The organism is Ruegeria sp. CG11 (genome assembly GCF_056537245.1).
Genome location: NZ_JBQFRE010000002.1, coordinates 227,676 through 251,374, shown reverse-complemented (window position 1 = coordinate 251,374; position 23,699 = coordinate 227,676). Strand labels below are relative to the sequence as shown.

The 23,699-nt window shown below is 59.4% G+C and carries 23 protein-coding genes; 14 read left to right on the top strand and 9 right to left on the bottom strand.

Annotation, left to right across the window (positions count from 1 at the left end):
- Positions 1-113: 113 nt before the first annotated feature.
- The 14 genes from ybgC (at position 114) to ACR0KW_RS07280 (ending at position 13,672) form a co-directional block, all read left to right on the top strand.
- Positions 114-521 carry a tol-pal system-associated acyl-CoA thioesterase gene (gene ybgC / locus ACR0KW_RS07345; protein WP_480804406.1) on the top strand — a complete coding sequence of 136 codons (408 nt, stop codon included), beginning with the start codon at positions 114-116 and terminating at the stop codon, positions 519-521.
- A 107-nt stretch (positions 522-628) separates the two neighbouring features.
- Positions 629-1,324: a protein TolQ gene (tolQ, locus tag ACR0KW_RS07340; protein ID WP_480804405.1), complete on the top strand. Its 696-nt coding sequence runs from the start codon at positions 629-631 to the stop codon at positions 1,322-1,324.
- A 1-nt stretch (position 1,325) separates the two neighbouring features.
- A complete protein-coding gene (tolR, locus tag ACR0KW_RS07335) occupies positions 1,326-1,802 on the top strand; it encodes a protein TolR (RefSeq protein ID WP_170445416.1) in 477 nt (158 codons plus the stop codon).
- A gap of 9 nt (positions 1,803-1,811) precedes the next feature.
- Entirely contained in the window at positions 1,812-2,909 is a 1,098-nt protein-coding gene (locus tag ACR0KW_RS07330; RefSeq protein ID WP_480804404.1) for an energy transducer TonB, read from the top strand.
- Positions 2,906-4,225 carry a Tol-Pal system beta propeller repeat protein TolB gene (gene tolB / locus ACR0KW_RS07325; protein WP_480804403.1) on the top strand — a complete coding sequence of 440 codons (1,320 nt, stop codon included), beginning with the start codon at positions 2,906-2,908 and terminating at the stop codon, positions 4,223-4,225. Before ACR0KW_RS07330 ends, tolB begins: the two co-directional genes overlap by 4 nt.
- Positions 4,226-4,313: 88 nt before the next feature.
- Positions 4,314-4,823 carry a peptidoglycan-associated lipoprotein Pal gene (pal, locus tag ACR0KW_RS07320; protein ID WP_421596552.1) on the top strand — a complete coding sequence of 170 codons (510 nt, stop codon included), beginning with the start codon at positions 4,314-4,316 and terminating at the stop codon, positions 4,821-4,823.
- Between the two features lie 4 nt (positions 4,824-4,827).
- The gene (gene ybgF, locus ACR0KW_RS07315; RefSeq protein WP_480804402.1) at positions 4,828-5,652 is read left to right on the top strand and encodes a tol-pal system protein YbgF; all 825 of its coding nucleotides are present in this window, start codon (positions 4,828-4,830) and stop codon (positions 5,650-5,652) included.
- On the top strand, positions 5,649-6,902 hold the full coding sequence (gene tilS / locus ACR0KW_RS07310; protein ID WP_480804401.1) for a tRNA lysidine(34) synthetase TilS: 1,254 nt from the start codon (positions 5,649-5,651) through the stop codon (positions 6,900-6,902). The genes ybgF and tilS overlap by 4 nt, the downstream gene beginning before the upstream one ends.
- Before the next feature lie 76 nt (positions 6,903-6,978).
- On the top strand, positions 6,979-8,895 hold the full coding sequence (ftsH, locus tag ACR0KW_RS07305; protein WP_170326908.1) for an ATP-dependent zinc metalloprotease FtsH: 1,917 nt from the start codon (positions 6,979-6,981) through the stop codon (positions 8,893-8,895).
- Between the two features lie 100 nt (positions 8,896-8,995).
- On the top strand, positions 8,996-9,571 hold the full coding sequence (locus ACR0KW_RS07300) for an MOSC domain-containing protein (RefSeq protein ID WP_480804400.1): 576 nt from the start codon (positions 8,996-8,998) through the stop codon (positions 9,569-9,571).
- Between the two features lie 165 nt (positions 9,572-9,736).
- Complete coding sequence (locus ACR0KW_RS07295; RefSeq protein ID WP_480804399.1) at positions 9,737-11,413, top strand: formate--tetrahydrofolate ligase; 1,677 nt, start codon at positions 9,737-9,739, stop codon at positions 11,411-11,413.
- A 58-nt stretch (positions 11,414-11,471) separates the two neighbouring features.
- Entirely contained in the window at positions 11,472-11,777 is a 306-nt protein-coding gene (locus ACR0KW_RS07290) for a chorismate mutase (RefSeq protein WP_170326905.1), read from the top strand.
- 51 nt (positions 11,778-11,828) lie between these two features.
- Positions 11,829-12,719, top strand: coding sequence for a bifunctional methylenetetrahydrofolate dehydrogenase/methenyltetrahydrofolate cyclohydrolase FolD (folD, locus tag ACR0KW_RS07285; protein ID WP_480804398.1), 891 nt, complete (start codon positions 11,829-11,831; stop codon positions 12,717-12,719).
- Positions 12,720-12,925: 206 nt separating this feature from the next.
- Complete coding sequence (locus ACR0KW_RS07280) at positions 12,926-13,672, top strand: LytTR family DNA-binding domain-containing protein (RefSeq protein ID WP_480804397.1); 747 nt, start codon at positions 12,926-12,928, stop codon at positions 13,670-13,672.
- A gap of 6 nt (positions 13,673-13,678) precedes the next feature.
- On the opposite strand, the gene pdeM is transcribed toward ACR0KW_RS07280, so the two are convergent.
- The 9 genes from pdeM to ACR0KW_RS07235 all read right to left on the bottom strand — a co-directional run bounded on the left by pdeM (position 13,679) and on the right by ACR0KW_RS07235 (position 23,686).
- A complete protein-coding gene (pdeM, locus tag ACR0KW_RS07275; RefSeq protein ID WP_480804396.1) occupies positions 13,679-14,341 on the bottom strand; it encodes a ligase-associated DNA damage response endonuclease PdeM in 663 nt (220 codons plus the stop codon).
- Positions 14,342-14,382: 41 nt separating this feature from the next.
- Positions 14,383-16,794 carry a ligase-associated DNA damage response DEXH box helicase gene (locus tag ACR0KW_RS07270; protein WP_480804395.1) on the bottom strand — a complete coding sequence of 804 codons (2,412 nt, stop codon included), beginning with the start codon at positions 16,792-16,794 and terminating at the stop codon, positions 14,383-14,385.
- A gap of 40 nt (positions 16,795-16,834) precedes the next feature.
- A complete protein-coding gene (locus tag ACR0KW_RS07265; protein WP_480804394.1) occupies positions 16,835-18,142 on the bottom strand; it encodes an ATPase in 1,308 nt (435 codons plus the stop codon).
- Positions 18,143-18,259: 117 nt separating this feature from the next.
- Complete coding sequence (locus tag ACR0KW_RS07260; protein ID WP_480804721.1) at positions 18,260-18,805, bottom strand: prepilin peptidase; 546 nt, start codon at positions 18,803-18,805, stop codon at positions 18,260-18,262.
- A gap of 3 nt (positions 18,806-18,808) precedes the next feature.
- A complete protein-coding gene (locus ACR0KW_RS07255; protein ID WP_480804393.1) occupies positions 18,809-19,660 on the bottom strand; it encodes a tetratricopeptide repeat protein in 852 nt (283 codons plus the stop codon).
- Between the two features lie 29 nt (positions 19,661-19,689).
- Positions 19,690-20,214, bottom strand: coding sequence for a tetratricopeptide repeat protein (locus ACR0KW_RS07250; protein WP_480804392.1), 525 nt, complete (start codon positions 20,212-20,214; stop codon positions 19,690-19,692).
- 64 nt (positions 20,215-20,278) lie between these two features.
- On the bottom strand, positions 20,279-21,262 hold the full coding sequence (locus ACR0KW_RS07245) for a type II secretion system F family protein (protein WP_480804391.1): 984 nt from the start codon (positions 21,260-21,262) through the stop codon (positions 20,279-20,281).
- A gap of 10 nt (positions 21,263-21,272) precedes the next feature.
- Positions 21,273-22,241 carry a type II secretion system F family protein gene (locus ACR0KW_RS07240; RefSeq protein WP_480804390.1) on the bottom strand — a complete coding sequence of 323 codons (969 nt, stop codon included), beginning with the start codon at positions 22,239-22,241 and terminating at the stop codon, positions 21,273-21,275.
- An 11-nt stretch (positions 22,242-22,252) separates the two neighbouring features.
- Positions 22,253-23,686, bottom strand: a complete 1,434-nt coding sequence (locus ACR0KW_RS07235; protein WP_480804389.1) for a TadA family conjugal transfer-associated ATPase — start codon at positions 23,684-23,686, stop codon at positions 22,253-22,255.
- Between the last annotated feature and the right edge of the window lie 13 nt (positions 23,687-23,699).

The window sequence follows — 23,699 nt, the reverse complement described above, 5'->3', positions numbered from 1 at the left end:
GAAATTTGTAGTCTCGCAGGGATTGCACGACTGCTGACGCGGGTGCATCTGTTGGAGGGGGCTCGCCACCGTGCCCAATGATTATGTTTGATTGACTGACCGGATTTGTAGCCATGGCCGAAAGCACTGCAGCGCAAGACACGCATATCTACCGGGTCCGGGTTTATTATGAAGACACCGACATGGGCGGTGTGGTCTATCACGCGAATTATCTGAAATACATCGAACGTGCCCGGTCGGACTATGTGCGTCGTCTGGGCAATGACCAGAACGCCATGCGCGACGACGGGGTCGTCTGGGTCATTCGGCGGATCGAGGCGGATTATCTGGCTACTGCCAAGTTCGACGATGAACTGACCATCGAAACCCAATTCCTGTCCCGCTCGGGCGTGCGGCTGACCATGGGGCAGTTGATAAAGCGGGGCGAGACCGAGATTTTTCGCGCCACCGTCACCGCAGTTTGCATGAACGCGCAGGGCAAACCGGTGCGGCTTCCGGCAGAGATTCGCGCATTGTTGTAACAAATTGCGGCGCGGGGGTGGTTCTGTTGGCTTTTCAGGACCATCTGGGTTAGCGTTTGACAAAACAAGGCCAAACCAACGGCCATCAGGCAAAAAAGAGCAGGTTCATGGAAGCTGAAACGCTGGCGCTGGCGCAGGAGATCGATTTCTCCATGTGGGGGCTATATGCTCGCGCGACATTTATCGTCAAACTGGTGATGCTGATGCTGGTTGGCGCATCGATCTGGTCTTGGGCGATCATCATTCAGAAACTGATCAACTACCGCGCGGCTCGGCGTGAGGCGCAGGGTTTTGATGAAAGCTTCTGGTCCGGAAACCCTCTGGATGAGTTGTTCGAACAGATTGGCACCCAGCCCGATGGCAGTTCGGAAAAGATTTTTGCGGCCGGGATGATCGAATGGCGACGGTCGCATCGCACCGATGGCGGGCTGATCGCCGGGGCTACGGCGCGGATTGACCGGTCGATGGATGTAGCCATCGCGAAAGAGGCCGAGACGCTGCAAAAGGGTCTACCCATTCTGGCGACGGTTGGTTCGACCGCGCCGTTTATCGGCTTGTTTGGCACCGTTTGGGGAATCATGAATGCCTTCATCGAGATTGCCGAGCAGCAGAATACCAACCTCGCCGTTGTGGCCCCCGGCATTGCCGAGGCGCTGCTGGCCACCGGCCTGGGCCTGCTGGCGGCGATCCCGGCGGTGATCTTCTATAACAAGCTCAGCGCGGATAGTGATCGGATCGTAAACGGCTACGAGGCGTTTGCGGACGAGTTTTCCACCATCCTGTCGCGCCAACTGGACAGCTGACATGGGCGCGGCGGTTCAGCAAAACGGCGGTGGCAATGGGCGCAGACGCGGGAGGCGTCGTGGCCGCGCGCAGCCGATGGCCGAGATCAACGTGACGCCCTTTGTGGACGTGATGCTGGTGCTGCTGATCATCTTCATGGTGGCGGCCCCATTGCTGACCGTGGGTGTGCCGGTCGATCTGCCGAAAACGGCGGCCAGTGCCCTGCCCGGCGACAACGAAGAACCCCTGACCGTAACGCTGACCGCGGATGGCCGGGTACAGATTCAGACCACGGATGTCGTGCGTGAAGAGTTGATTGGCAAATTGCGCGCGATTGCGTCAGAACGCAGCAGTGACCGCGTGTTCCTGCGGGCTGATGGGGCGATCCCCTACGCACAGGTGATGCAGATCATGGGCGCGCTGAACGCAGGTGGGTTTTCCAATGTGGGCCTGGTGACAGACACCGGTGGCCCGACGCTGGAAGAAGGTGGAGAGTGAGGCCGCACGGTGGACACCGGCACCAAGATCTCGGCAATTGCCCACGTCGTTTTGATTGGATGGGCCTTCTTCGGCGGTACGTTCCGGTCCGAACCCCTGCCAATGGCTGTGCAGGAGGTGTCGGTGGTCACGGGTGAACAATTCGCCGCGATGACCGCACAGCGCGACGCCCCCGAGGTGTCGACCCCCACCGCCTTGCAACCACCCGAAGCACCCAAGGAAGAGGTGATCCCGCCCGCGCCGGTGGAAGAAGAACTGACTCCTCCTGAGGTCGTTGCACCCCCGGAACCAGAGCCCGACCCAATACCCGATCCGGTGGAGGCACCGCCTGAACCCGAAATCGTCGAGGAACCCCCGACGCTGGAACAGCCCGAGTCCGTGACCGAAGTGCTGCCCGTGCCCCCGGGCCCCGAGGCGCAGCCGCGCCCCGCCGACAAGGTGGCGCCGGAACCCATCGCTCCACCGCCGCCCGAGGCGCAGCCGGATGAGGTGGAAACGCCCGCCGTGTCGTTGGATGAAGGTGCCGAAACCCAGCAGGAACAACAGGATCAGACCGCCCCGGAAGAGGCGACCGATGAGATCGTGACCGAGGCAGAAGAGACCAAAGACAATGCCCCGCGTACCTCTCCGCGGCCCCGAGTACGGCCGAACCGGCCTACACCTCCGGCGCAGCCCGAAGTGGCCGAAGAACAGGACCCGACCCCGCCCGAGCCTGCGCAAAGCGACGCCGCTATCAACGACGCGCTGGCCGAGGCATTGGGACAGGGCAGCGAGCCCTCGGGTCCGCCGCTGACCAGCGGAGAGAAAGACGCCATGCGCTTGGCCGTGTCCAAGTGCTGGAACGTGGGGTCCTTGTCCACGGACGCGTTGCAAACCGTTGTGGTAGTTGGCTTTTCACTGACCCCGGACGGCAAGATCGTTGGGGGCAGCCTGCGCATGATCGACAGCTCTGGCGGGTCCGCCGGAGCGGCGAAACAAGCTTATGAAGCCGCCAGACGAGCAATTTTGCGCTGTGGCGCCAAAGGATACACCCTGCCTGCTGACAAATATGAGCAATGGCGGGATATTGAGATTACATTCAATCCCGAGAGGATGCGGATCAAATGATGAGATTTCTGACCAGCCTGTTGCTTGGCCTGACGATTTTGGCGGCACCGGTACATGCCCAGAGCGGACCGCTGCGTCTGGAACTGGATCAGGGCATCATCGAACCCTTGCCCTATGCAGTACCGAATTTCGTGCCCGATGGACCGGCTGCGACGCAATATGCCAACGACATCTCTCGGGTCGTTGCGGCGGATCTGACCGGCACCGGGCTGTTCCGCGAAATCTCTCCCGAGGCGTTCATCAGCCGGGTCAGCAGTTTCGAGGCCCCGGTTCAGTTCGCCGACTGGAAAGCCATAAATGCCGAGGCGCTGGTGACGGGCGCCGTGAATGTCTCGGGCAACCGCCTGACGGTGCGGTTCCGGGTGTGGGATGTGTTCTCGGGTCAGGAACTGGGCAATGGCCTGCAATTTGCAGGCACAACCGATGGCTGGCGGCGCATGGCACATAAGGTGGCCGATCAGGTCTATAGCCGGATCACCGGTGAGGGCGGCTATTTCGACAGCCGCGTCGCATTTGTGTCGGAAAGCGGACCCAAGGATCAGCGCCTTAAGCGTCTGGCGATCATGGATTACGACGGCGCGAATGTGCAGTACCTGACCGACAGCGCCGCCATCGTTCTTGCCCCGCGCTTTTCTCCGACGGGGGACCGGTTGCTCTATACCAGCTATGAAACCGGCCAGCCGCGTATCTATGTTCTGGACGTGGACCGTGTCCGCCGGACCGAGTTGAAAACGCAGGACGGCACGATGAGCTTTTCGCCCCGGTTCTCTCCGGATGGGCGCTCGATCGTCTATTCGCTGATTCAGGGCGGCAATACCGATCTGTGGAAGATGGACATCGCCTCGGGGCAAAGTGTGCGCCTGACCAACACACCCGCGATTGAGACCGCCCCCAGCTATTCGCCCGATGGGTCTAGGATCGTGTTCGAAAGCGACCGCTCCGGTACGCCACAGCTGTATATCATGCCCGCGAACGGTGGTGAGGCGACCCGGATCAGCTTCGGCGCTGGCCGTTATGGCACACCGGTCTGGTCACCGCGTGGCGACCTGATCGCGTTCACCAAGCAGAACAAGGGCCGGTTCCATATCGGCGTCATGCGCATCGATGGCAGTGAGGAACGTCTGCTGACCTCGTCTTTCCTGGACGAAGGTCCCACATGGTCACCAAACGGCCGGGTCATCATGTTCACGCGCGAAACGCAGGGGGCCAGCGGCCGGGCCAGCTTGTATTCGGTGGATATCTCGGGTCGGAACCTGCGTCCGGTGCGCACCCCGGATGGCGGCAGCGATCCGTCATGGGGGCCATTGCAGAATTGATCGGGGCAGGGGCTTGGAAAAGTTCACAAAAATCCTGCACTATGCTACAGAGACGGCAATAAAACGATAAAACAACGAGGCACTTGAAATGAACGTATTGGGCAAAATTCTGGCCTTGGGCACGCTGAGCGTGATGGCCGCATGTACAAACAACGATCCGTCCGCATTGGGCGGTGGTTTTGGCAGTGGCGCGAATGGCGCAATCGCACCGGGTTCGCCCAGCGATCCGCGCTCGCCGGCCTATTTCCAGCAAACCATCGGCGACCGGGTGTTGTTCTCGGTGGACCAGTCGACTCTGACACCGCAGGCGCAACAGATCCTGCAAGGGCAGGCTGATTGGTTGATGGCGAACCCGGATTATGTGGCCACCATCGAAGGCCATGCGGATGAGCAGGGCACACGCGAATACAACCTCGCTCTGGGCGCACGCCGGGCCAATGCGGCGCGCGAGTTTCTGATCTCGCGTGGGGTGGCGGGCAACCGTCTGACCACCGTCAGCTATGGCAAGGAACGCCCGATCGAGATTTGCAGCACCGAGGATTGCTATTCCAAAAACCGCCGCGCGGTGACGGTGCTGACCGGTTCAACCTTGGGGTAAGACGATGAAAGTTGCAGGATGGGTTCTGGCCGCGGTTGTCGCGACCGCTGGCATGGCACAAGCACAGGATCAGCAGACCTTGGCGGATATCCGGCAGGAGCTGACAGTTTTGCACGTGGAAGTTCAGCGCCTGAAGCGCGAGTTTTCGACCACTGGCTCTCCGGCCCCGAACCTGTCCGGCAGTTCCGTTTTGGAACGGGTGGACGCCATTGAGGCCGAGTTGCAGCGCTTGACCCGCCAGACCGAACAGTTGAACCAGCGGGTGCAGAACATCGTGACCGATGGCACCAACCGGATTGGTGATCTGGAGTTCCGTTTGGTTGAACTCGAAGGCGGCGATCTGAGCACGCTGGGCGAGACCTCGACCCTTGGAGGAGATACCCAGATTACCGCAGCGACACCTGCTGCCCCGGTCGCCCCGGCTGTCACCGAACAGGGAGAGTTGGCTGTTGGAGAACAGGCAGATTTCGATACCGCCGCGCAGGCCTTGGCCGCGGGCAATTTTCAGGCCGCCGCGGATCAGTTCGCGCAGTTCGACACACTGTATCCCGGCAGCCCGCTTGCGCCCGAAGCCAATTTGAAACGCGGCCAGGCGCTGGAAGGACTGGGCGACACGCGTGAGGCTGCTCGGGCGTTCCTGGCCAGTTTCACCGGTGATTCCGAAGGCGCATTCGCGCCTGAAGCACTGTTTGAACTGGGGGCCGCATTGGGGCGCTTGGGTCAGACCGATCAGGCCTGCATCACCCTGTCCGAGGTTGGCGTGCGCTTTCCGTCCTCGGCCACCGTATCCGCCGCCACGCAAGAAATGGCGTCGCTGGGCTGTTCTTGACCGAGCAGGCCGAAACTCTTCGATCCGAACTCCGCGCGCGGCTGCCTGACCGGTTGCCGCCGCGTTTGGGAGTCGCCGTCTCAGGCGGTGGAGATTCGGCCGCTTTGCTGCACCTGCTGCACGAAATTACGCAGGATGAACAAACTCAATTGTATGCCGCGACGGTGAATCACGGCTTGCGCCCGGAAGCTGCCGCCGAGGCCGATCAAGTGGCCGAACTGGCCGCGTGCCTAGGCGTCCCCCACGAAACGCTGCTGTGGCAGGGTTGGGATGGTGCGGGCAACCTGCAGGATCAGGCCCGTCAGGCGCGATACCGGCTGTTGACCGACTGGGCGCGACGCAATGACATTCCGGCGATTGCACTTGGCCATACTGCGGATGATCAGGCCGAAACAGTACTGATGCGACTGGGCCGGGCGGCAGGGGTCAGTGGCCTATCGGGTATGCCCTACGCGCGTGATCAAAACGGCGTCACGCTACTGCGCCCGATGCTGAGGATCACCCGGCAAGACTTGCGAGACTACTTGTCGGGGCTTGGTGCGAGATGGATCGAAGACCCTTCGAATCACGATCAGAAATTCGACCGGATCAAGGCGCGCGAAGCGCTGACAGGGCTTGGGACGCTTGGGATTTCTGCACAATCTTTAACTCGGGTTGCTGAAAATCTTGCACAAGCGCGTGAGGCGCTGGCGCGCTATACGCAGGAAACCGCGCGCAAGTTTGCCACAATCGAAGGCGGGGATGTCTGTATCGACCGTAACGGTTTTGGACTGCTTCCAGTGGAAATCCAAAGGCGGCTGGTCGTCGGCATCATTGCCTGGATTGCGGGGCAGGGCTATCCGCCGCGCGGGGCGGCTGTTGATCAGGCCGTTACTGCTGTTGGCGCAGGGCAGACGCTGACCCTGGCAGGCTGTCTTCTGATCCCGCATCAGGATAAAACGTGGTTTTGCAGAGAGCTAAACGCGGTGGCAACGGAAACCGCCGCCCCGCAGGAGGTCTGGGATGACCGCTGGGTTTTGACCGGGCCGCTGACTGCAGACGCCGAGGTCCGCGCACTGGGAGAGGCCGGTTTGCCGCAGGTGCCCGAGTGGCGAGCGGCAGGCAAACCCCGTCGGGCGCTGTTGTCCTCGCCCGCGGTTTGGAGCGGGGAAAACCTGCTGGCAGCACCTCTGGTCGACTATTCAAACGGTTGGACGGCTGAATTCGCCTCGCACAGACCCGAGTTTTACTCTTCTCTTTTATCGCATTGAACATGCTTGAATCATCTCTATTTTATAGAGCAACCCGGCAGGTCCCCATCTGCCGAAATCTTTTGGGAGATTTTCCTTGGGCAACGCTCGTAACATCGCCTTCTGGGTCGTTCTGTTTCTGCTGATCCTTGCACTGTTCAATTTCTTCAGCGGTCAGGGCGGAACACTTCAGAGCAATGAAAAAACCTATTCCGACTTTGTCACCGCAGTTGAAGGCGGCGAAGTCAAGAATGTGACGCTGGATGGTGAGCAGATTCGCTATACCACCCAAAGCGGCGCAAACTATGTCACCATCAAGCCCGGCGATGCCGAGGTCACCCAGTTGCTGATCAGGGAAAATATCCCCGTTCAGGCGGTGAAACAGCAGCAATCCGGGTTCCAGTCCTTCCTGATCACGTTGCTGCCCTTCCTGCTGCTGATCGGTGTGTGGATTTATTTCATGAACCGGATGCAGGGCGGCGGAAAAGGCGGCGCGATGGGCTTTGGCAAGTCCAAGGCCAAGATGCTGACCGAAAAGCATGGCCGCGTGACCTTTGACGACGTCGCGGGCATCGACGAGGCCAAGGAAGAGCTGGAAGAGATCGTCGAATTCCTGCGCAACCCGCAGAAATTCTCGCGCTTGGGTGGCAAAATCCCCAAAGGTGCGCTGCTGGTTGGCCCTCCGGGTACCGGTAAAACGCTGCTGGCCCGTGCGATTGCGGGTGAGGCGGGCGTGCCGTTCTTCACCATCTCGGGTTCGGACTTCGTTGAGATGTTCGTGGGCGTGGGTGCGTCCCGTGTGCGCGACATGTTCGAACAAGCCAAGAAGAACGCGCCTTGTATCGTCTTCATCGACGAGATCGACGCCGTGGGTCGCCATCGTGGTGCCGGTTACGGCGGTGGTAACGACGAGCGCGAACAGACTCTCAACCAGTTGCTGGTCGAGATGGACGGGTTTGAGGCCAACGAAGGTGTGATCATTCTGGCCGCGACCAACCGTAAGGACGTTCTGGACCCCGCGCTGCTGCGTCCGGGCCGGTTTGACCGTCAAGTCACTGTCGGCAACCCCGATATCAAAGGCCGTGAGAAGATTCTGGGTGTGCATGCGCGCAAGACGCCTCTGGGCCCCGATGTCGATCTGCGCATCATTGCGCGCGGTACGCCGGGCTTCTCGGGCGCGGATCTGGCCAACCTCGTGAACGAGGCTGCGCTGATGGCTGCTCGTGTGGGCCGTCGCTTTGTCACCATGGAAGACTTCGAGAACGCCAAGGACAAAGTGATGATGGGGGCCGAGCGCCGCTCGATGGTGCTGACCCAGGACCAGAAGGAAAAGACTGCGTATCACGAGGCCGGTCACGCTGTGGTTGGTCTGGAACTGCCGCTGTGCGATCCGGTCTATAAGGCGACGATCATTCCGCGCGGTGGTGCGCTGGGTATGGTTGTGTCGCTGCCGGAAATGGACCGCCTGAACTATCACCGTGATGAGTGTGAGCAGAAGCTGGCCATGACCATGGCGGGCAAGGCTGCTGAGGTCATCAAGTACGGCGAAGATCATGTCTCGAACGGCCCCGCTGGCGACATCATGCAGGCTAGCCAGTTGGCGCGGGCTATGGTTATGCGCTGGGGTATGTCGGACAAGGTCGGCAACATCGACTATGCCGAAGCCCACGAAGGCTATCAGGGCAACACCGCCGGTTTCTCGGTCTCAGCTCATACCAAAGAGCTGATTGAGGAAGAGGTGAAGCGCCTGATCCAACAAGGCTACGAACGTGCCCACGAAATTCTGACCGAAAAGAACGAAGAATGGGAACGTCTGGCCCAAGGCCTGCTGGAATATGAGACCCTGACCGGAGACGAGATCAAGCGCGTCATGAACGGGGAATCGCCCAGCGAGGGTGATGACGAGGGCGACAAGCCGGATGAAGGCAACGCGCCCAGCGTGACCGCGATTCCGAAGACCAAAGTCAAGAAATCTCCGCCCGATGGCGGGATGGAGCCGGAACCTTCGGCATAACGACATCAGACCCGGGCATTGTCCCGGGTCTTTTTTCTTTCCAATCCGGATCGACTGCCCTCTATTGCCGGGCGAAGGAACGTCAGGGAAAGGGGCACCAATGCCGGTGATGCGCGAGACTGAATATCAGGGCGAAGTGGTCTGGTTGGGCCATGTGCCTGCGGGCGGCTCGATCAGGGCCAACGCGGCCAATGCGCTGGAGCTTGGCTTTGCCGGGGATCGGGGCGCGCGGCATGAAGGGGTGAACCGGGCTTCGTGCGTACGGATGAAGAACCTGTACCCGCAGGGCACGGAAATCCGCAATGTCCGTCAACTGTCGGTGCTGTCCGCGGAAGAGATCGAGGCGACGGCGAAAGAGATGGAGCTGCAGCGACTGGACCCGTCCTTTCTGGGTGCCAGCATCGTGTTGCGGGGTATTCCCGACTTTACCCACATCCCACCCTCTTCGCGGCTGCAGGTCGCGAACGGCGTCACCATCACCGTTGATATGGAAAACCGCCCCTGCGTGATCCCCGGTCGTGAAATCGAAGCGGATCTGCCCGGGCATGGTGCCGCATTCAAACCGGCGGCACAGGGGCGGCGCGGTGTCACAGCATGGGTTGAACGGCCGGGTGAGTTGAAACTGGGCGACCGGATGACCCTTTTTGTGCCGGATCAGAGGGCGTGGGCACCATAAACGGTGATTGTTTCCGATCTGAAACTGATGAAATGACGCTACGCCGTTTCGCAGCACAATTATGTCGGAATCCACAACCATCCGATTGGTACACAACGGTATGGGTTGCGCAGCGCCGACGCATCGCGTCGGTTTTGCACGGCATTCAATCAGGGACCCTGCCCAATGAGCTATAAATCCGACATCGAAATCGCCCGCGAAGCGAACAAGAAGCCGATTCAGGAAATCGGTGCCAAGATCGGCATCGATTCCGCCGATCTGCTGCCCTATGGCCACGACAAAGCAAAAGTCAGCCAGAACTTCATCAACTCGGTTCAGGACCGTGAAGACGGCAAGCTGATCCTGGTCACCGCGATCAACCCGACCCCAGCGGGTGAAGGTAAAACCACCACCACCGTTGGTCTGGGCGATGGCCTGAACCGCATCGGCAAGAACGCGATGATCTGTATCCGCGAAGCCTCGCTTGGCCCGAACTTCGGCATGAAGGGCGGCGCTGCAGGTGGCGGTTACGCGCAGGTTGTTCCGATGGAAGAAATGAACCTGCACTTCACCGGCGACTTCCACGCCATCACGTCGGCCCACTCGCTGCTGTCGGCTATGATCGACAACCACATCTACTGGGGCAACGAAGCCGAAATCGACGTGCGCCGCGTTGCATGGCGTCGTGTGGTCGATATGAACGACCGCGCACTGCGCACCATCACCGCCTCGCTGGGCGGCGTGTCGAACGGCTTCCCGCGTGAAGCAGGCTTTGACATCACTGTTGCGTCCGAAGTTATGGCGATCCTCTGCCTGGCGAACGACCTGAAAGACCTGGAAAAGCGTCTGGGCGACATCATCGTTGCTTACCGCCGCGACAAAACCCCGGTTTACTGCCGCGACATCAAAGCCGAAGGCGCAATGACCGTTCTGCTGAAGGACGCAATGCAGCCGAACCTGGTGCAGACGCTGGAAAACAACCCAGCCTTCGTCCACGGCGGCCCCTTCGCGAACATCGCGCATGGCTGTAACTCGGTTATCGCGACCAAGACCGCTCTGAAAGTCGCTGATTATGTCGTGACCGAAGCCGGTTTTGGTGCCGACCTTGGTGCCGAGAAGTTCATGAACATCAAGTGCCGCAAAGCAGGCATCGCACCGTCGGCAGTTGTTCTGGTTGCCACCGTGCGCGCGATGAAAATGAACGGCGGCGTTGCCAAGGCCGATCTGGGTGCCGAGAACGTCGACGCCGTTGTCAACGGTTGCGCCAACCTGGGCCGTCACATCGAGAACGTGAAGTCCTTCGGTGTTCCGGTTGTTGTCGCCATCAACCACTTCGTAACCGATACCGATGACGAAGTTCAGGCGGTCAAAGACTACTGTGCCGAGCACGGTGTCGAAGCGATCCTGTCCCGTCACTGGGAATTGGGTTCGGATGGCTCTGCGCCTCTGGCTGAGAAAGTTGTGGAAATCGTCGAAAACGGTGCTGCGAATTTCTCGCCGATCTACCCCGACGACATGCCGCTGTTCGAGAAAATCGAAACCATCGCCAAGCGCATCTACCGCGCGGACGAGGTTTTGGCCGACAACAAAATCCGCAACCAACTGCGCGAGTGGGAAGAAGCGGGCTACGGCAACCTGCCGGTCTGTATGGCGAAAACCCAGTACTCGTTCTCGACCGATCCGTCGCTGCGCGGCGCGCCCACCGGCCACTCGGTTCCGGTGCGTGAAGTTCGCCTGTCCGCGGGTGCTGGTTTCATCGTGGTTGTCTGTGGTGAGATCATGACAATGCCCGGTCTGCCCCGCAAACCCGCGGCTGAGACAATCCGTCTCAACGAAGAAGGCCAGATCGAGGGCTTGTTCTAAGCCGCCGAATAGGACATCTCGTGGTCCGGGGATATCCCCGGGCCATGAGGAGATCGCAATGCCCACTCTGACACCACCGCAAGACTGTAAATCGATGCAGGAATTGCGGGCTCAGATCGACAAGCTGGATCGCCAACTGATTGAGATGTTGGTGACGCGCGCAGGTTATATTGACCGCGCCTCTCAGCTGAAACCCGGCGAGGGCCTGCCGGCCCGCATCCCGGAGCGCGTCGAAGACGTGGTGCAGCGCGTGCGCACAAGTTCCGGTGAACTAGGGATGGACCCCGATCTTGCCGAGCAGCTTTGGCGCATTCTGATTGACTGGTCGATTGCACGTGAGGAACGTGTGCTCGGCCCTGATTGAACACCCGGGCGCCCAGCGCCCGATTTGTTTTTGGAAGGAAGGGATCATAGGATGGTAGCCCAGGTTATCGACGGTAAGGCCTTTGCGGCGAAGGTGCGCGCGCAAGTGGCCGATCAGGTTGCAAAGCTGAAAGAGGAAAACGGCATCACGCCCGGTCTGGCCGTGGTTTTGGTGGGTGAAGACCCGGCCAGCCAAGTCTATGTCCGTTCAAAGGGTAAGATGACCGTCGAAGTCGGCATGAACTCGTACGAGCACAAGCTGGATGCAGATACGTCTGAAGAAGACCTGTTGGCCCTGATTGACAAGCTGAACAATGATCCGGCTGTGCATGGTATCCTGGTGCAGTTGCCGCTGCCCAAGCACCTGAACGAAGATCTGGTGATCAACTCGATCGATCCGGCCAAGGATGTCGACGGTTTCCACATCTCGAACGTGGGCCTGCTGGGCACCGGTCAGAAATCGATGGTGCCCTGCACCCCGCTGGGCTGCCTGATGATGCTGCGCGACCACCACGGCTCGCTATCGGGCATGGACGCGGTTGTGATCGGCCGTTCGAACATCGTGGGCAAGCCGATGGCGCAATTGCTGCTGGGTGACAGCTGCACCGTCACCATCGCGCATTCGCGCACCAAGGACCTGCCGGACGTTGTGCGCCGCGCTGACATCGTTGTCGCCGCTGTTGGCCGCCCGGAGATGGTTCCGGGTGACTGGATCAAGGAAGGCGCCACCGTGATCGACGTGGGCATCAACCGTATCGAGCGTGACGGCAAGAACAAACTGGTCGGTGACGTTGACTACGCCAGCGCGGCCGAGCGTGCAGGCGCGATCACCCCGGTTCCGGGTGGCGTTGGTCCGATGACCATTGCATGCCTGCTGGCCAACACGCTGACGGCTTGCTGCCGCGCAAACAGCCTGCCAGAGCCCGAGGGCCTGACGGCCTGATCCTCTGCGCATTGCCAGCAATTTGGGGCCGAGGGGTGGAAACACCCCTCGGCCCAATTGTTTCAATACCCTCGCGTTAAGTTTTTAAATCTCGGGGTTTGAATGTGTCGGGTTCAATGATAAACAAGTGAATCCAGCCGGTTACGTTGTGTTATTGCGAGTCTCTGGGGATTGCGCTGGACCCGTAGGCTTATTGTTGAGTAGGTATGAACAAAATACTGAGCCCAATTCTGGCCGAGGCCACGTTGCGCAAAGTGATCGCCGTCCTTGTCTTTCCGCCTTTGCTGGCCTCTGCTTTTCAGCCTTTCTCAGCCATTGACTTGACCTATTTTCAACGTCTGGTGTTTTGGGTTGGGGTCGTGGTGCTGGCTCTTTGTGTGACCTGGACCGCCAGGCAAGTGACGCGGACCTGTTTGTCAGGAATTCATTTTTCCTGGCGCGATACCGCGCTGGTTCTGGTCAATCTGGCGCTTTTTGTCCCGGCCCTCTGGGTGCTGTCCTACCTGTTGATCACCTTCAATGGTCAACAGGCCCCCGGGTTCCTGTCAGTAACCCCTTATGGGGCGCTGTTTGTCACCGGGTTGGTACTGGTACGCGGGCACAGGCGGACAGAAGTGACACCGGAAGAGATGGAACCCATGCCGCCGCGGTTGGCAAAGCGCTTGTCGGCTACATTCCATGGCCAGATTTACCGCCTGGCAGTTCGGGATCACGCTGTTGACGTTGTGACATCTGAGGGAACCTTCACTATTCGGTCCCGCTTTAGTGATGCAATTGACGAGATGGAGCCGGTGCCGGGCCATTGTACGCACCGCTCGCACTGGGTGGTGGATGAGGCCATCGCTGGGGTTGAGCGGCAGAGTGGTAAGACCTTTTTGCGGCTGAAGAACGGTGACTTGGTTCCGGTTAGTCGAAAATACAAACCAATGCTTGAGAAGGACGGCGTCATCTGAGCCAGTTCACCTCGGCATGGGGATGATTTGCGGCTGAGGTCCGATCAGGATGGCCATAGCCTGGTCGTCCAATAATGCGTTCAACGCGTGATCCGAACTGTGCAGCCCTCCGGTATAGGTGCCGTAGGCAGGCAGGATCAGCCGCGTCTGATCGACCAGAAAGGCAGGGCGTGTGATCGCGCGTCCGCGTACCCGCAATCGGGCCTTCGGGTGATAGTGACCGGACACTTCGGCTTGGGCCTCTGCCTGGGCGATATGTCGAAAGATCAGTGGGCCAATATTGCATTCAGACAAGTGTGTCCCGCCCAGATCAATCGGGCCGGGGTCGTGGTTGCCTTCGATCCAGATCCAGCGGCGGCCTGCTTGTAAGGCGGTGATATCCCGTTTCTCATCCGCCCCCATCGCCATCGAGGCATCCAGATCGTCGAAGCTGTCGCCTAGGCAGATCACGGTGTCCGGGTTTGTTTGCGTGACGTCGGCAGTCAGACGGGTCAGCGTGTCCTGACTGTCATATGGAGGTAGGGTGGGGCCTCCGCGCCGGGCGATACGCTCGGACTTGCCCAGATGTAGGTCAGAGACACAGAGCAGGTTCTGCTCGGGCCACCAGAGCGCCCCGGACCCCAGCGCGCTGAGGGCCTGCCCCGCAAAAGAAAACGTAATGCTGTTCATGATACGTTCTTTGCGTGTTTCGATCCAAGGCGCAAGTGGTATCAGCCGGGCTCCAACCCTGCGGCCTGCAACAGCCGCGCGCTCTCTTCGGCCAAAAGGCGTTCCTCGGCGGAGCCTTTGACCGGAACCTTGCCGACTTCAAGAAAAAGCGGCGCTGCAAGCGGTGAGACACGATCCAGCCGCAGCAGATCGATCCGGTCGCCGATGCGGTCTACCATCGCTTCGATCCGTCCGAAATCCACCAGACCACGCATGGCCTCTTCTCGGGTGATTTGCATCAGCAGATGGTCGGGGTCGTATTTCAGCAACGTGTCATAGAGGATATCTGAGGAAAACGTCGCCTGACGCCCGCTTTTGCGTTGTCCGCCGGTATTGCGTTCGATCAGCCCGGCAATCGTGGCCGAGGCTCGAAAGGTCCGTTTCATCACTGCGTTGCCGGCCAGCCAGGTCTCAAGCCCATCGCGCAGGGCGTCCAGTTGAAACAGCGGGCGCGGATCGGTCACCGCATCCAGCCCCCAAATCAGGGTAGCATAGTCGGTGGCCACAAAGCCCAGCGGAGCAAGCCCGGTTTCCTCCATGCGTTTGGTCAGCAACAGGCCCAGCGTTTGTTGTGCGTTGCGCCCGGCAAAGCCATAGACGCACAGGTTTTCGCGACCGTCATTGGGAAAGCTCTCGATCAACAGACGATCGCGTTGGGGCAGGCGGGAGATTTCCCTTTGTAGGGCTAGCCAGTCAGCTGTGTGTGCGGGCAGTTGCGGCCAGTCGGGTTGCGCGAACATGCGCAGGATGCGGTCGCTCAGCTGCGTTGAGGTGGCGAATTTCGTGCCCGAGAAGACAGCCACCTTTGGCTTTCGGTCCGCGCGGCGGCTGACCTCGACCACCATTTCGCGCAGACCTTCATAGCGAACGATCTGCCCCCCGATCAGAAACGTGTCACCTTGGGTGAGCGAGGCCGCAAAGGCTTCTTCCACCTCGCCCAAAGGTTTGCCCCCGCGATTGCGCTTTAGGCGTACCTTTAGCGTGTCCGTGTCCTGAATGGTGCCAAGGTTCATGCGAATGCGCTGCGCCGCGCGGGGATCGCGTAGCTGCCAGCGGCCGTCGGCGCGCTGTTGCAACCGTTGCCAGCGGTCATAAGCGCGCAGGGCGTAGCCTCCGGTGGCGCAGAACTCCAGACAGGCGTCGAACTCGGCGCGGGTGAGGTTCGCATAAGGACCAGCAGCGGTCATTTCAGTGAACAGGGCGTCTGCATCAAACGGCCCGGTCGCCGCCGCGATCAGGATGTGCTGACACAACACGTCGCGGGGGCCTGGGCCGCGCGGCTCTCCGTCCAGATCATGCGCCTTGGCGGCCTCGAGCGCGGCGACGCATTCCACCACCTCGAACCGGTTTGCAGGCACCAACAAGGCCTTGGAGGGCGCGTTGTAGCGGTGGTTCGCCCGCCCGATCCGCTGTACCAAACGTTTGACGTTCTTCGGCGCCCCGATCTGGATCACTAGATCGACATCTCCCCAGTCGATGCCCAGATCCAGAGAGCCGGTGCAGACGATGGCGCGCAAGTCGCCGCGGACCATGGCGGCTTCGACCCGTTCACGCTGTTGCCGATCCAGACTGCCGTGATGGATGCCGATGGGCAGGCCGTCTTCGTTGGCGAGCCAGAGGTTGTGAAAGAAAATCTCGGCCTGCGCGCGGGTGTTGTGAAAGATCAGAGTGGTCTTGTGTTGTTTGATCTGTTCCAGCACTGCCGGGATCGAATAAGCTGCCCCGCCGCCGGACCAGGGGGGCATTTCCTGCGTTTCCAGCATCTGAATGTCGGGGTCGGGGCCGGGGTCAGCCTGAACGATCTGGCAGGGGTCGGGATGCCGGGCCAGGAACCGCGCGATGGCGTCGGGGTCTTCAACCGTGGCCGACAACCCGACACGGCGCAGGTCAGGGCAGAGAGATTGCAACCGGGCCAAAGCCAGCATCAGCTGATCGCCGCGTTTGCTTTCGGCCAAGGCGTGGATTTCATCGACAATCACCCTCTGGACGCCCGCAAATATCCGGGGCGCGTCCTCATACGAGGTCAGCAGGGCCAGGCTCTCCGGCGTGGTCAGCAGGATATGCGGCGGGTCTACGCGCTGGCGTTTCTTCTGCGTGGCAGAGGTATCTCCGGTACGATCTTCGATTCGGATGGGCAGGCCGATCTCATCCGCCGGGCCGCGCAGGTTGCGTCGGATATCAGCGGCCAATGCCTTTAGAGGGGAGACATAGATGGTGTGCAGGCCCGCATGGTCTGACTCGGCCAATTCAGCCAAAGTTGGCAAGAACCCCGCCATGGTTTTGCCGCCACCAGTCGGAGCAATCAGCAAGGTGGCCGGATCCGAAGCCCGGTCGAACATGTCTTGCTGATGGGGGTGGATCGACCAGCCCTTGGCGGCAAACCAATCGGTGATCCGGGCGGGAATCTGCGTCATGGTCGCATGATTACCTGCCCGGGATCAGAATTGCAGGGGGTCAGTGAATGATCTTTTCTTCTCGGACAAACATGTTGGCCCAGGCGCGATCGATCAGGTCGGGGCTCATCTGATAAGGGATGCCCTCGAACTCGCAGATTGAGATCATCTGGTCGATCAAGAAGATCGGCTGATAGTTCGCGTAAATATTGTTGATGGTCGGGTATTTGACCTTCAGCAAATGCACCAGAGCCGCCTCATCCAGCGGCATACCGCGTTTGCGGGCCACCATGGCAAAGATTTTCAGGAAGTTTTCTTGGTTCGGACCGTCAATCTTGATCTTGAAGAAGATCCGACGCAGGGCCGCTTGGTCGAAGATTTCGTTGGGGTGGAAGTTGGTCGAGAAGATGACCAGCGTGTCGAAGGGCACCTCGAACTTTTCACCCGATTGCAGGCCGAGGATATCCTTTTTCTCTTCTAAGGGAACAATCCAACGGTTGATCAGCGCCTGCGGCGGTTCCTGCTGACGTCCAAGGTCGTCCACGATGAAGATGCCGCCTGTCGATTTCAGCTGCAAGGGTGCCTGATAGGTCCGCGCGGTGGGGTTGTAGACCAGATCCAGCATGCTCAACGACAGTTCACCACCCGTCACAACGGTCGGGCGTTCGCACTGAACATAGCGCGTGTCGAATCTCTTGCGGCGGCGCAGGCTGTTGGGATCATCGGGTTCCTGCTCGACTGCGGTATGCACGATCGGGTCATAGACGGTGATCACCTGACCGGCATACTCGATGGCATAGGGCACATAGACATTATCCCCCAGCGCATCCTTGATCCCGTTCGAGATCGAGGATTTCCCGTTGCCCGGTGGGCCATACATAAGGATCGAGCGACCAGCGCTGACTGCGGGGCCGAGATGGTCCAGCAGGCTGTCAGGCAAAACCAGATGGCCCATCGCGCCCGTCAACTGGTCTCGGGTCACCTGAATGTTGCGGATCGACTGGCGCTTGACCTGTTCGCGATAGACACCCAGCGGCACGGGCATGGCACCGAAATATTCCGACTGGCTTAGCGCGTCCAATGCGCGGGCCTTGCCGGCATCGGTCAACTGATAGCCCATTTCGTTACCGCTGTTGGCGTTCAGGGTACCGGTGGCTTCGATCAGCTTTTGCTCACGGGCCATGTCGATCAATTCCTGCGTTACGGAACCTGGCAGACAGACTGCCTGGGAAATCTCGGTAACGGTGTCCACATTTTTGCGGAAGATCGTTTTCAACAGGATGTCGCGCATCATGACGATGGGCAGCTTCATTTCGCCCAAACCCTTGGGGGCAGGGGGGGCCATTACCGAGGTCGTCTGCATATTCATGAGCGTTGCCCGTCTATCCAGTTTTCGCGCCAAAGGCCCCGAAAAGGGCCGCTAGGGGAAAATCTGGCGCGGCTTTGTGTCAGTACCAAGGCACGGACAAGGCGGCTTAATGATAGTTTACGAGCCGTAAACAGTGCCGAGAATCAGATAGAGGGCAAGGCTGCCGCCCAAAGAAAGGCCCATCGGTATATGCTTGGTCCTGCTCCAGCTTTTCCAATCCGGTGCGAAGCTCCGCAGCGCCGTGGAGCGCGCCAGCCGGTGTGTGACCAAAGCCGCCACATTCATCGTCGTCAGAATAAGGACCACCAGGAAATAGTCGCCGGGCCAGACAAAGGGCGAGGCTGCGGCCAGAAACTTGGCGTCCCCAGCCCCCAGTTGGCGCAACACGTAGAACAGGATGCCAATGGCCAGCGCCGGTACGACATGCAGCAAATGCCAGATATACGGGGGCAGCGAGATCGACCATGGACCCAAGGTGGCAGTTGACCACGTGGTCGACCATGGTGGCAGAACGAACAGGCCGCCAATGACAAACACCGCAAACAGCACGTACACCGCCTGATTCCGGATCTTCATGGTGCTCAAGTCTGTGAAAGTCACGTAGAGGCAGATCGGTAGAACGAAGGGCAGAAACCACAGCGCCGCATTCGCGGGAATGTTCATCAATCAGGCATCCTCGAGCGCGCGGAGCGAGCGAACGGCCTCGTCATAATGCTGAGGGTGCGTGGCGATGGCTTCGCGGAAGAGGTTCTTGGCCGTGGCCACATCCCCTTGTTTAACCGCTGAAATCCCCATTGTGTTCAACAGCATGGCGCGCTCAACCTGAGTCATCGGGACAACCGGCAAACTGTAGTTGCGCTGTGCGGCCCGGGCCAGAACCAGATTGTTCTTAGCTGTGAACAGGCTCTTGTCCTGTTGGATCGCCTCGGTGAACAGGCGTTCGGCTTCGGCATATTGGCCGCGTGTCAGTTTGGAATAGCCCCAGTTGTTCATTACCCCGCCGGGGCGCGTGGTCAGGCCGACTGCGGTTTCATAGAAATGATCGGCGCGTTTCCAATCCTTCTTGGAGTCCGCCACCACCGCCTCGAGGCGATAGCGTTTGAAGGTTTCATATGTCGGCGGCACGGAATCTAGAACGGTCCGGGCCTGGCTCCAGTTACCCGCACGCACAAGGGCGTCGGCATATTCGACCCTGTCGACATTCGCGGCGCCCTTCATGGTCGTCACTTTTTTCCAGGCGGCGGTAGCCTCTGTCGTGCGTTTCGCGCGGGATAGAGAAATCGCCAATCCGCGCTGCAGGTCGATCCTGTCGGGGTTTTTGGCTGCTGCGCCCTGGAAGTAGGTGACTGCCTCATTCGGGTCCGCCGCGGTCAGAAGCACCTCGCTCAGGTTGGTTTCGTCAATGACGTTGACTTCCTGATAGGTGCGCTCGACTTTTTCTTCCTCGGTTTCCCTTTCACAGGCAGACAAAATCAACCCGCACATGGCCATTGGCGCAATCAAGAAATGTCGGCGCATTTTTGCGTCCCTTACTGCTCTTGCCTGTGTTATGGGAGCTTGCGCAGCGTGTATTGCCCGTCGCCTTGCCGCTCCAGCGTATATTCTTGTTCTTCCGCCGTATTATTAACAGGATTTTCCATTTTTGCGAGCGCTAAGCGAAGATTGTCGCGGATTGCGTCACTTTCGCCATTGTCCAGAGCATAGGCACGTTTGAAGACTTGTGCGGCCTCGGGGTATTCACCCGTCTCGACCAGCAAAACGCCGAGATTATTCCACGCAACAGACCAGTCGGGGGCTTTTTTCACGGCACGGCGCAACAGGTCTTCGGCCTGCCCCAGGCGCATGAGTCCCAGATTGGCAGTTCCCATCGAGGTCAATATCTGCGCTGTCATCCCCTGATCCAGCGCGGCGCGTGTAAAGGAATCCAACGCAAGTTCGTATTCTCCGGAAGCCATCAACCGGTTTCCAACTGTGATTTCGTCCACGCCCTGGCCATTTGGGTCAATACCCGGGGCATCTAGATCATTTCCCGTGCCCATATCCGTACAAGAGGCCACCATGGCGATCACCATGGCGGCCCTAAATGTGTGGCGCATCCCGGACCGGATACGCCTGAAGCTGGATGTCATGCTGTTATCAGCCGCCACCGTTTGCAAAATCTGCGATTCCTTTTGCCGAAGGCCCGACCAGAATGACCAGCAAAGGCGGCACCGTCAGCATCATTGTGGCAAGTGTCATCTTGGTTGGCAACTTGTTCGCAGCCTCTTCGGCCCGCATCACGCGTTTGTCACGCATCTCGCTGGCATAAACCCGCAGTGCTTCGGCAATGGACGTACCAAAAGTTGCCGATTGGATCATGACGGTCACAAATGAGCTGACATCCTGAACGCCGCAACGGGTTCCAAAATCGCGCAGCACCGTGTCCTTGTCCTTACCGGCTTTCATTTCGTGGGCGACCACCTCGAATTCCTGTGCGATTTCCGGGTACGAGGTGCTCATCTCGCGGGCGACGCGCACGATGGCTTGGTCCAGAGACTGACCGGCCTCGACGCAGACCAGCATAAGGTCAAGCGTATCGGGGAACCCTGCTGTGATCGCCTCTTTCCGTTCCTCGACGCGCCGGGTGATCCAATAGCGCGGCAGGAAATACCCGGCGGCTGCTGGAAGCAGAACGCGGATTGCCATCTGGCTTCCGGTGAATTCCTGCCCGCCTGACAGTACTGTCACCAACATCACACCGACCAAAATACCAACAATGCCCAGGGCAAACTGTGCAAAATGGAAGAACCGCACCGCATCTTTCGAGTGATATCCGGCCTGACGCAACTTGAGCTGCATCGCCGACAGTTCTTCCTCGTTCTGCGGTTCAAGGAAGGTGGCGAATTTCTGCAGCTGCTCGTTGCGGCTGGTGTTGCGGAGCCTGTCCTTTTTTGACTTTTTTCCCGCCTTTGGGGCGGCGGTTGATTTCTGCAGCTTTTTCAGCGGGTCCTCTGGCTGGTTCAGCATCAGAGAAACGGCGATCACGATCATGACAAGCCCCAGAACGCCGATAATGATCAGCGGTCCGAACTCGCCCAGATATTGTTTGATCAGGTCATTGATTGGGGTCAGGAATTCCATTGCTATGCCCTCAGACCTTAATATTGGTAAGAACGCGCATCACGATCAGGTTCAGTGTCAGCATGATGCCGACAAAGAAACAGAGAGGGATGAACAGGGGGTGATCGATCACGTCGTCATAGTATCCGGGGTCGCTCACCAGAATGAACAGCAGGCAGAAGACCGGGAAGCCGGACAGAAACTTGCCGGACCATTGCGCCTCGGCAGTGATCGCCTTGACGCGGCGGAACAGGCGGAAACGGGCGCGGATCACCTTGGCCAGACCGGCCAGGATTTCGGCCAGGTTGCCACCCGACTGTTGCTGAATCCCGACGGCCACCGACAAAAAGCTGAGGTCCTGCATACCCAGCCGCTGGGCCATTTCTTTCAGGGCCTCGCCTACGTCACGGCCATAGGCGCATTCATCAGCAATGATGCCAAACTCCGTGCCCAACGGATCCTGCACCTCACTCGCAACGATCTGGACGGATGAAATGAACGGGTTACCCACACGCAGCGAACGGACCATCAGTTCAACCGCGTCCGGCAGTTGCTCTTCCATCAGGGACATGCGTTTTTTCGCCTTGCGGTTTACCCAGGTGTAAACGCCTCCAACCCCGATAAATACCGACAGAGCGACCCGAAGAACCATATCCGTCGCGGTGCCGATGCTCAGGCCTACGAAGGCAAAGCCGGACAGCAGGATCATGATCATGATTAGTTGTCGCGGGGTGAAGGCGATCGCGGCCTTTTGCGCCTTGTCGGCCAGCAGCGAATAGAGCGGGATGCTCTGCGTCTTCATATGCTGCTGCATTTCCTTGCGCAGCTGTTCCAGAACCTGTTCCCGCCCGACACCTTTGTCGAGCATGTCAAGACGGCGGTTGACCTTGCTGTTCAGACTGATGGATTTCCCGAAGGCCACCAGATAGATGCCTTCGACCAGAAAGAACACCGCGATGAAGATCACGACATATATGAGAGCCTCAACAGGCAGTTGCATATCCAGGTCTCCTACACAGTCGTGGGTTCATAGATCGAAGTGGGCAGATCAAAGCCCCACAGGCGGAAGCGCTCGGAATAGTGGCTGCGCACGCCTGTTGCCGTGAAATGGCCGATGATCTTGTTGTCCGGTGTCAGGCCAACGCGCTGGAACTTGAAGATTTCCTGCATCGAGATCACGTCACCTTCCATACCCGTGATCTCGGTGATCGAGGTCATCCGGCGCGAGCCGTCCTGAAGACGGCTGGCCTGTACGATCAGGTTCACAGCGCTTGATATCTGGCTGCGGACGGCCTTGATCGGCATTTCAATGCCCGCCATCGCGATCATGTTTTCCAGACGAGAGATACCATCGCGCGCCGAGTTGGCGTGGATCGTGGTCATCGAACCGTCGTGGCCGGTGTTCATGGCCTGCAGCATGTCGATCACCTCGGCGCCACGCGTCTCACCCACGATGATGCGGTCTGGACGCATACGCAGAGCGTTTTTCAGACAGTCGCGGGGGCTGACCTCACCCTTGCCTTCGACGTTTGGCGGGCGGCTTTCCATCCGGCCCACATGGGTCTGTTGCAGCTGAAGTTCCGCCGTGTCCTCAATCGTGAGGATGCGCTCGGCGTCGTCGATGAAGCTGGACAGGGCGTTCAAAGTGGTTGTTTTACCGGAACCCGTACCACCCGAAACGATGATGTTCAGGCGGGTCGACACAGCCGCCTGAAGATAGGCGGCCATTTCTTCCGTAAACGCACCGAAATTGACCAGATCGTCGATGCCCAGCTTGTCTTTCTTGAACTTACGAATCGATACCAGAGAGCCATCCACCGCAATCGGCGGAACCATCGCGTTGAAACGTGAACCATCAGCCAGACGGGCGTCAACGTAGGGGTTGGATTCGTCGACGCGGCGACCCACAGCGGACACGATCTTGTCGATGATCCGCATCAGGTGTTTTTCGTCTTTGAAGGTAATGTCGCTGATTTCCAATCGGCCATCGCGTTCCACAAAGATCTGTTGTGGACCGTTGACCAGAATATCGTTGACCGTGTCGTCCTGCAGCAAGGTCTCAAGCGGACCCAGGCCCGTTACCTCGTCATACAGCTCTTTGTTCAGCTGCGTGCGATCCTCGCGGTTCAGGACGATATTGCGCGATTCCAGAACTTCGCTGGCAATCGCGCTGATTTCTGCGCGCAACTCCGCTTCACCGGCATTTTCTAGCGCGGCGAGGTTCAGGTTTTCCAGCAATTCTCGGTGCAATTCGATCTTGATTTCACCAAGACGCTCTTTGCGTTTGCGATCACGATCCGCCGCCACAGGCTCGGCCGCTTTCTTCTGCACGGGGCGCCGGGCGACCGCATTGGCAGAAGGCGCTTTTTGAACTGCCGGTTCCGGTGTTGCGGCCGGGGTTTGAACCGGCTGCGCTTCGGGCTGTTTCTTGTATCTTGAAAACACGGCGGCTCGTTCC

Excerpts from the sequence above, each read along its gene's own strand:
- ybgC (WP_480804406.1), top strand. The coding sequence starts at position 114 with ATGGCCGAAAGCACTGCAGCGCAAGACACGCATATCTACCGGGTCCGG.
- tolQ (WP_480804405.1), top strand. The coding sequence starts at position 629 with ATGGAAGCTGAAACGCTGGCGCTGGCGCAGGAGATCGATTTCTCCATG.
- tolR (WP_170445416.1), top strand. The coding sequence starts at position 1,326 with ATGGGCGCGGCGGTTCAGCAAAACGGCGGTGGCAATGGGCGCAGACGC.
- tolB (WP_480804403.1), top strand. The coding sequence starts at position 2,906 with ATGATGAGATTTCTGACCAGCCTGTTGCTTGGCCTGACGATTTTGGCG.
- pal (WP_421596552.1), top strand. The coding sequence starts at position 4,314 with ATGAACGTATTGGGCAAAATTCTGGCCTTGGGCACGCTGAGCGTGATG.
- ybgF (WP_480804402.1), top strand. The coding sequence starts at position 4,828 with ATGAAAGTTGCAGGATGGGTTCTGGCCGCGGTTGTCGCGACCGCTGGC.
- ACR0KW_RS07300 (WP_480804400.1), top strand. The coding sequence starts at position 8,996 with ATGCCGGTGATGCGCGAGACTGAATATCAGGGCGAAGTGGTCTGGTTG.
- ACR0KW_RS07295 (WP_480804399.1), top strand. The coding sequence starts at position 9,737 with ATGAGCTATAAATCCGACATCGAAATCGCCCGCGAAGCGAACAAGAAG.
- ACR0KW_RS07290 (WP_170326905.1), top strand. The coding sequence starts at position 11,472 with ATGCCCACTCTGACACCACCGCAAGACTGTAAATCGATGCAGGAATTG.
- folD (WP_480804398.1), top strand. The coding sequence starts at position 11,829 with ATGGTAGCCCAGGTTATCGACGGTAAGGCCTTTGCGGCGAAGGTGCGC.
- ACR0KW_RS07280 (WP_480804397.1), top strand. The coding sequence starts at position 12,926 with ATGAACAAAATACTGAGCCCAATTCTGGCCGAGGCCACGTTGCGCAAA.
- pdeM (WP_480804396.1), bottom strand. The coding sequence starts at position 14,341 with ATGAACAGCATTACGTTTTCTTTTGCGGGGCAGGCCCTCAGCGCGCTG.
- ACR0KW_RS07270 (WP_480804395.1), bottom strand. The coding sequence starts at position 16,794 with ATGACGCAGATTCCCGCCCGGATCACCGATTGGTTTGCCGCCAAGGGC.
- ACR0KW_RS07265 (WP_480804394.1), bottom strand. The coding sequence starts at position 18,142 with ATGAATATGCAGACGACCTCGGTAATGGCCCCCCCTGCCCCCAAGGGT.
- ACR0KW_RS07260 (WP_480804721.1), bottom strand. The coding sequence starts at position 18,805 with ATGAACATTCCCGCGAATGCGGCGCTGTGGTTTCTGCCCTTCGTTCTA.
- ACR0KW_RS07255 (WP_480804393.1), bottom strand. The coding sequence starts at position 19,660 with ATGCGCCGACATTTCTTGATTGCGCCAATGGCCATGTGCGGGTTGATT.
- ACR0KW_RS07250 (WP_480804392.1), bottom strand. The coding sequence starts at position 20,214 with ATGGTGATCGCCATGGTGGCCTCTTGTACGGATATGGGCACGGGAAAT.
- ACR0KW_RS07245 (WP_480804391.1), bottom strand. The coding sequence starts at position 21,262 with ATGGAATTCCTGACCCCAATCAATGACCTGATCAAACAATATCTGGGC.
- ACR0KW_RS07240 (WP_480804390.1), bottom strand. The coding sequence starts at position 22,241 with ATGCAACTGCCTGTTGAGGCTCTCATATATGTCGTGATCTTCATCGCG.